The sequence below is a fragment of the Stutzerimonas stutzeri genome, assembly GCF_000935215.1.
Taxonomy (GTDB): Bacteria; Pseudomonadota; Gammaproteobacteria; order Pseudomonadales; family Pseudomonadaceae; genus Stutzerimonas.
In genome coordinates, this window is the sequence record NZ_JXXD01000123.1 from 1 (window position 1) to 5,399 (window position 5,399).

A 5,399-nucleotide genomic window follows, 5' to 3' on the forward strand; every position below is an offset into this window, starting at 1 on the left:
CTGCCCGGCGCCCGCCTCTACGCGGCGCTGGAGAATGGCAGCATCGACCTCTGGCCTGGAGCCCAGGGCAAGCCGGAGCTGGCGACCCATACGTTGGAAGGCCGGCATACGCTCAGCCAGATCAATCTCAACCTCTACCGCCTTGCCGGTACACCGGCGCCGAGCCTGCCGGACGACCTTGCCGGCAAGTCGCTGATCCTGATCGGCGGCTACAGCTACTGGCCGAAAGTCAACGCGCTGCTGGACGATCCCGGCCTCGACCTGCGCCTGCTGCGCACCAGCAATCACCTTTCCGCGCTGGAAATGCTGCAGCGCAACCGTGGCGATTACCTGCTCGATTACCAGATTCCAGTGGAACAGGCCCGCCAGCGGCTACGGATGGAGGCGCTGCCCTACCAGCGCCTGGCCCAGGTGCCGATCCACTTCATCGTCTCGCGTCATGCACGCGACGCCGCGACCATCGTCACCGCACTCGACGACGCCTATGAAGCGTTGCGCGTCGCCGGCGAGGACCTCAGCCTGCCCTCGGACTGAGCCTACTGTCCGCGTGGCTTGGCCCGTGCGGTCGGCTCGGCGATCAGCGGGTCGTCCGGCCAGTAGTTCGGATAGCGCCCCTTCAGATCCTTCTTTACCTCGACGTAGGTGTTGGCCCAGAAACTCGCCAGGTCCTGGGTGACCTGTACCGGACGCCGCGCCGGCGACAGCAGGTGCAGCTTGACGACCTGTCGGCCACCAGCAATCCGCGGCGTGTCGGCCAGGCCGAACAGCTCCTGCAGACGCACCGCCAGCACCGGCGGCTGCTCGCTGTAGTCCAGCCGAATGCGCGAGCCGGACGGCACGCTGACCGCCACCGGCGCCTGCTCGTCCAGGCGCTGCGGCAGCGGCCAGGGCAGCAGCGTGGCGAGCATGCCGGCCAGATCGAGCTGGGCGAAGTGCGCCAGGCGCGACACCTTGCCGAGATAGGGCAGCAGCCAATCGTCCAACCGTTCCAGCAGTGCAGCATCGCTGACGTCCGGCCAGTCGCTACTGTTGCCTGCGTCCAGATCGAGCTGACGCAGCAGGCCGATGCGCGCCTGCCACTGGCGCAACTCCGGCGTCCAGGCCAGCAGTTCCAGGCCCTTGCGCCGAACCAGGCCGAGCAGCGCGCGAGCCCGTGCGTCATCGTCGAGGTTCGGCAGTGGTTCGCGGCTGAGCACCAGTTCGCCGATCCGCCGCTGCCGTTCGGCGCGCAGCACGCCCTCGCGCTCGTCCCACTCCAGCTCATCGCGCAGAGACACCTGCTCGGCCAGCGGCCCGTCGAACAGAATCGGGTCGAGCGCCACGGCGCGATAGATGCGCTCCTCGCGCTGCCCCTGATGGCTGCCCAGCTCGGCGATCACCAGCCAGGGCTCCTTCATCAACGCATCCGGCTCGCCGAACTGCGCCGCGCGGCCGTTGGCCAGCCGATAGCCACCGCCACCCTCGCGGCGCTGCCGAGCGACGCGGTCGGGATAGGCGAAAGCCAGCAGCGTGGCCAGCGAGTGTTGTTCTTCCAGCGCTCCGTCGCCCTGCCCCGAAGTGCCGCGCAGCAGACCACGAAACTGCCGGGCCAGCTGCCGCACCCGCTGCACTGCAGCGCCACGGCCGCTCTGCAACTGGTGCAGGCGCAGCGCCAGATCGGCGCCACCGCCGCGCTGCCCGCCGGATTGAATGTCACGCTCGACCAGCAGCGCTGCCACGTCGGCAGCCAACGCAGCCACGCCCAACGGCTGCCCGCGCAGCAGCATGTGCGCCAGGCGCGGATGCGCCGGCAGCTCGGCCATCGCCTGACCGTGACGGGTCAGCTGCCAGCCGCCATGTTCGCTGCGCTGCAGCGCACCGAGGCGCTCCAGCAGGGCCTGCGCCTGGCCGTAGGCGGCGGTCGGCGCACGATCGAGCCAGGCCAGCTCGTCCGGCTCGACACCCCAGCGCGCCAGTTGCAGCGCGACGCCAGCGAGGTCCGCCTGAAGAATCTCTGCCTCGCCATAGGCCGCCAGCTGAGCGTGTTGGTCCTCGGACCACAATCGATAGCAGACACCCGGCTCCAGGCGCCCGGCACGCCCTGCCCGCTGCGTGGCCGAGGCGCGGGAAATGCGCCGGGTTTCCAGACGGGTCATGCCGCTGCCTGGATCGAAGCGCGGCACCCGCGCGAGACCGGCATCCACTACCACGCGGACACCCTCGATGGTCAGGCTGGTCTCGGCGATATTGGTCGCCAGCACCACCTTGCGCAGGCCCGCCGGTGCCGGCTCGATAGCCGCGCGCTGCTGCGCCAGTTCCAGCTCGCCGTGCAGCGGACAAATCAGGATGTCGCCGCGTCCGCTCAGCTGTTCGGCCAGCGCTTCGTTGACCCGGCGGATCTCGGCCTGCCCCGGCAGAAACACCAGCACGCTGCCCTGCTCGTCCTCCAGCGCCTGCAGCACCGTCTGCACCACGCGTGGCTCGATACGCTCATTCGCCGCAACGAGACGGCCCCAGCGCTGCTCGACCGGGTGCATGCGCCCCTCGCTGCGCATCACCGGCGCATCGTCGAGCAGTGCCGACAGGCGCTGGCCCTCCAGCGTCGCCGACATCAGCAGCAGCTTGAGCGGCTCGTCGCGCAGCAGCTGCCGCGCATTGAGCGTCAGCGCCAGGGCCAGATCGGCGTCCAGGCTGCGCTCATGGAATTCGTCGAAGATCACCAGGCCGACGCCTTCCAGCGCCGGGTCGTCCTGCAGCCGCCGCGCGAGAATGCCCTCGGTGACTACCTCGATGCGCGTGTTCGGCCCGACCTTGCTGTCCAGCCGGATGCGGTAGCCGACGGTTTCGCCGACGCGCTCGCCCAGCTCACTGGCCAGCCGCTCAGCCGCTGCGCGGGCAGCTAGACGGCGCGGCTCCAGCATGATGATGCTCTGCCCGCCCAGCCAGGCTTCGTCGAGCAGCGCCAGCGGCACGCGAGTGGTCTTGCCGGCGCCGGGCGGTGCTTCGAGCACGGCTTCGTCGCGCTGTTGCAGGGCCTGGCGCAACGCCGGCAGGACTTCGTCGATCGGTAGGGAATTCATGGGCACTCGCTTCGGGCAGACGATTCAACAACCGAGGCGCCCGCCCGAAGCTGGGCGCATCAGTTGACGCTATAGCCGCGTCCGGTCAGGCAGGCGCCAAGGGCGCGCTTGTAGGTGTCGGCAACGCTCGCCGCCGGAGCCGTCCGGGCGCTGGCCGGATCGAAACCGCTCTGGCTCACGGCCCAGGTATGACACTCGTAACGGTCGCGGCTCTGCTGCTCGGCGCTCTGCCCCTTGGCCGGATAGGCGATGACATCATATCGCGTGGCCTCGCTGGCCGGCAGCGGCGGATGACTGACCGGCTCGTAGACATTGCGCTCTACATTCCACAGGTAATAGGTACCGGCGGCGATGAAGTAGAGCATGCTGCCGATCCAGATTTCCCGCGCACCGGCCGGCAGACCGTGGCCGTGACGCGGGCCCGGCACATGCTGCGGCCCCGGTCCCGCCGGCCCTCTATGCGCACCCGGCCCGGGACAGGGTGGTGCGGCGGTGACCGGCAAGGCGATGCAGAGGGAAAGAACGGCGCCAAGCGCGGCGCACGGCAGTGACCTGGACATGATTGAACTCCGGGATGGGATGAAATCGCAGCGCGATTATCTGTCCGGCCGATGCAGCGGTCCGTCAGGCCTCGGTAAGGACTGGGTAAAGCCACCCAATGCGTCAGCGCACACGCCGAACACCCGAGCCCGCGGCATGGTCTGATATCGAGAAAACATCATCCAGCTGTCTTCCGGCCCTTGTATAGTTGCGCCACTTTTCCAGGAGGTCCTTATGCGTACTCGTAACCGAATCATCGGCGGCGTGTTGGCCGCTTCCCTGTTCACCCAGCTGACCGCCTGCGGCACGCTGTTCTACCCGGATCGCCGCGGGCAGATCGAAGGCCGCATAGACCCAGCGATTGCAGCTTTGAATGCAGTTGGTTTGATCTTTTACCTCCTCCCCGGCCTGATCGCCTTCGGCATCGACTTCGCCACCGGCGCGATCTACCTGCCCGACGACGAGTACTCCATGGCCCCGGAAAAGCTGCAGGAAGCCATTGGCGCCGACGGCCAGATCGATCAGGCCCGCCTGAAAGCCATCATCGAGAAGGAAATCGGCCGCAGCCTGCCGCTGGACGACCCGCGCCTGATCCAGCACAACGGCAGCGTCGAGCAACTGGCCGCCTTCGGTCTGCGCCCTGCGGCCTGATGACTCGCGCGGATAACGGCCAGCGATGAGCATCAATCGTGACCACGCCCGGCTCATGCGCCGGGCGACCGCTGCGGCCCTGGCGACGGCGATCCTGCTGGCGCTGAGCAAGGCCGTGGCCTGGTGGCTGAGCGGTTCGGTGAGTCTGCTCGCCGGCCTCACCGATTCGCTGCTCGACGGCGCCGCGTCGCTGCTCAACCTGCTCGCGGTGCACTACTCGCTGCGCCCGGCCGACGACGACCATCGCTACGGTCACGGCAAGGCCGAGGCGCTGGCCGGGCTCGGCCAGGCGGCGTTCATCTGCGTCAGCGCGATACTCGTCGGCGTGCAGGGCGTTGACCGCCTGCTGCATCCGCAACCGCTGGGCGCGCAGGGCGTGGGGATCGCGGTGATGATCTTCTCGCTGCTGATGACCGCCATCCTGCTGAGCTACCAGCACCACGTGGTCAAGCTCACCGGCTCCACCGCCATCCGCGCCGACTCGCTGCACTACCGTTCAGACCTCTTGCTCAACACCAGCATCCTGCTCGCGCTGGTGCTGGCCAGCTTCGGCTGGGAGCGACTGGACGCACTGTTCGGCATCGGTATCGCGCTGTACATCTTCTGGAGCGCCATCACCATCGTCCGTGAGGCCGGCGCGGTGCTGATGGATACCGAGCTGTCGCCGGAGATCAGCGCGCAGATGCAGAAGCTGGTCTGCGAAGTGCCGGGCGTCTATGGCTGCCATGACTTCCGCACACGCATTTCGGGCACCCGCTGGTTCGTGCAATTGCATCTGGAGCTGCCGGGGGACCTGCCGCTGTCGCAGGCGCATGATCTGTGTGTGGCGGTGGAGAACGCGATTCACGATCGCTATCCGAATGCGGAGGTGCTGGTGCATGCCGATCCGCTTGAGGTAGCGCCGCCGAAGCGGTGAGCACTTCGACTAGTGTTTGGCGTAGCGTCGGGGCGAAAGAGCCCTACCTGTATCGCTTGTAGGGTTTAGTGGGTCCGGCCTCGCCAAAGTTGGTTTTCCAGCGCGGATTGCCGCCCTGTAAGTCTGCTTAGGTTCTTCGTCCTATCAGGCGACACCCCACGCCCCTTCAGGAGGGTGAACGGAGCCGTGGCGGAGAGGGGCGAGCCGCAGGGACGCGGCGAGAGCCGTAAAGG

5 protein-coding genes are annotated in these 5,399 nt (G+C 67.8%); 3 read left to right on the top strand and 2 right to left on the bottom strand.

The window, feature by feature from the left end; translation table 11 throughout:
- Positions 1–534: type 2 periplasmic-binding domain-containing protein (locus LO50_RS13580; protein ID WP_044315329.1), on the top strand; the 534-nt coding region annotated here is incomplete at its 5' end.
- A gap of 2 nt (positions 535–536) precedes the next feature.
- On the opposite strand, the gene hrpB is transcribed toward LO50_RS13580, so the two are convergent.
- Together hrpB and LO50_RS25375 are read right to left on the bottom strand one after the other, a co-directional pair.
- Positions 537–3,059: an ATP-dependent helicase HrpB gene (gene hrpB, locus LO50_RS13585; protein ID WP_044315330.1), complete on the bottom strand. Its 2,523-nt coding sequence runs from the start codon at positions 3,057–3,059 to the stop codon at positions 537–539.
- Between the two features lie 59 nt (positions 3,060–3,118).
- A complete protein-coding gene (locus LO50_RS25375; protein WP_236690589.1) occupies positions 3,119–3,619 on the bottom strand; it encodes a hypothetical protein in 501 nt (166 codons plus the stop codon).
- Between the two features lie 214 nt (positions 3,620–3,833).
- Between LO50_RS25375 and LO50_RS13595 the strand changes: the two genes are divergently transcribed.
- Complete coding sequence (locus LO50_RS13595; RefSeq protein WP_044315331.1) at positions 3,834–4,250, top strand: hypothetical protein; 417 nt, start codon at positions 3,834–3,836, stop codon at positions 4,248–4,250.
- A gap of 25 nt (positions 4,251–4,275) precedes the next feature.
- Positions 4,276–5,166, top strand: a complete 891-nt coding sequence (locus tag LO50_RS13600; protein ID WP_044315332.1) for a cation diffusion facilitator family transporter — start codon at positions 4,276–4,278, stop codon at positions 5,164–5,166.
- The last annotated feature ends 233 nt before the right edge of the window (positions 5,167–5,399 follow it).

Excerpts from the sequence above, each read along its gene's own strand:
- LO50_RS13600 (WP_044315332.1), top strand. The coding sequence starts at position 4,276 with ATGAGCATCAATCGTGACCACGCCCGGCTCATGCGCCGGGCGACCGCT.
- hrpB (WP_044315330.1), bottom strand. The coding sequence starts at position 3,059 with ATGAATTCCCTACCGATCGACGAAGTCCTGCCGGCGTTGCGCCAGGCC.
- LO50_RS13595 (WP_044315331.1), top strand. The coding sequence starts at position 3,834 with ATGCGTACTCGTAACCGAATCATCGGCGGCGTGTTGGCCGCTTCCCTG.
- LO50_RS25375 (WP_236690589.1), bottom strand. The coding sequence starts at position 3,619 with ATGTCCAGGTCACTGCCGTGCGCCGCGCTTGGCGCCGTTCTTTCCCTC.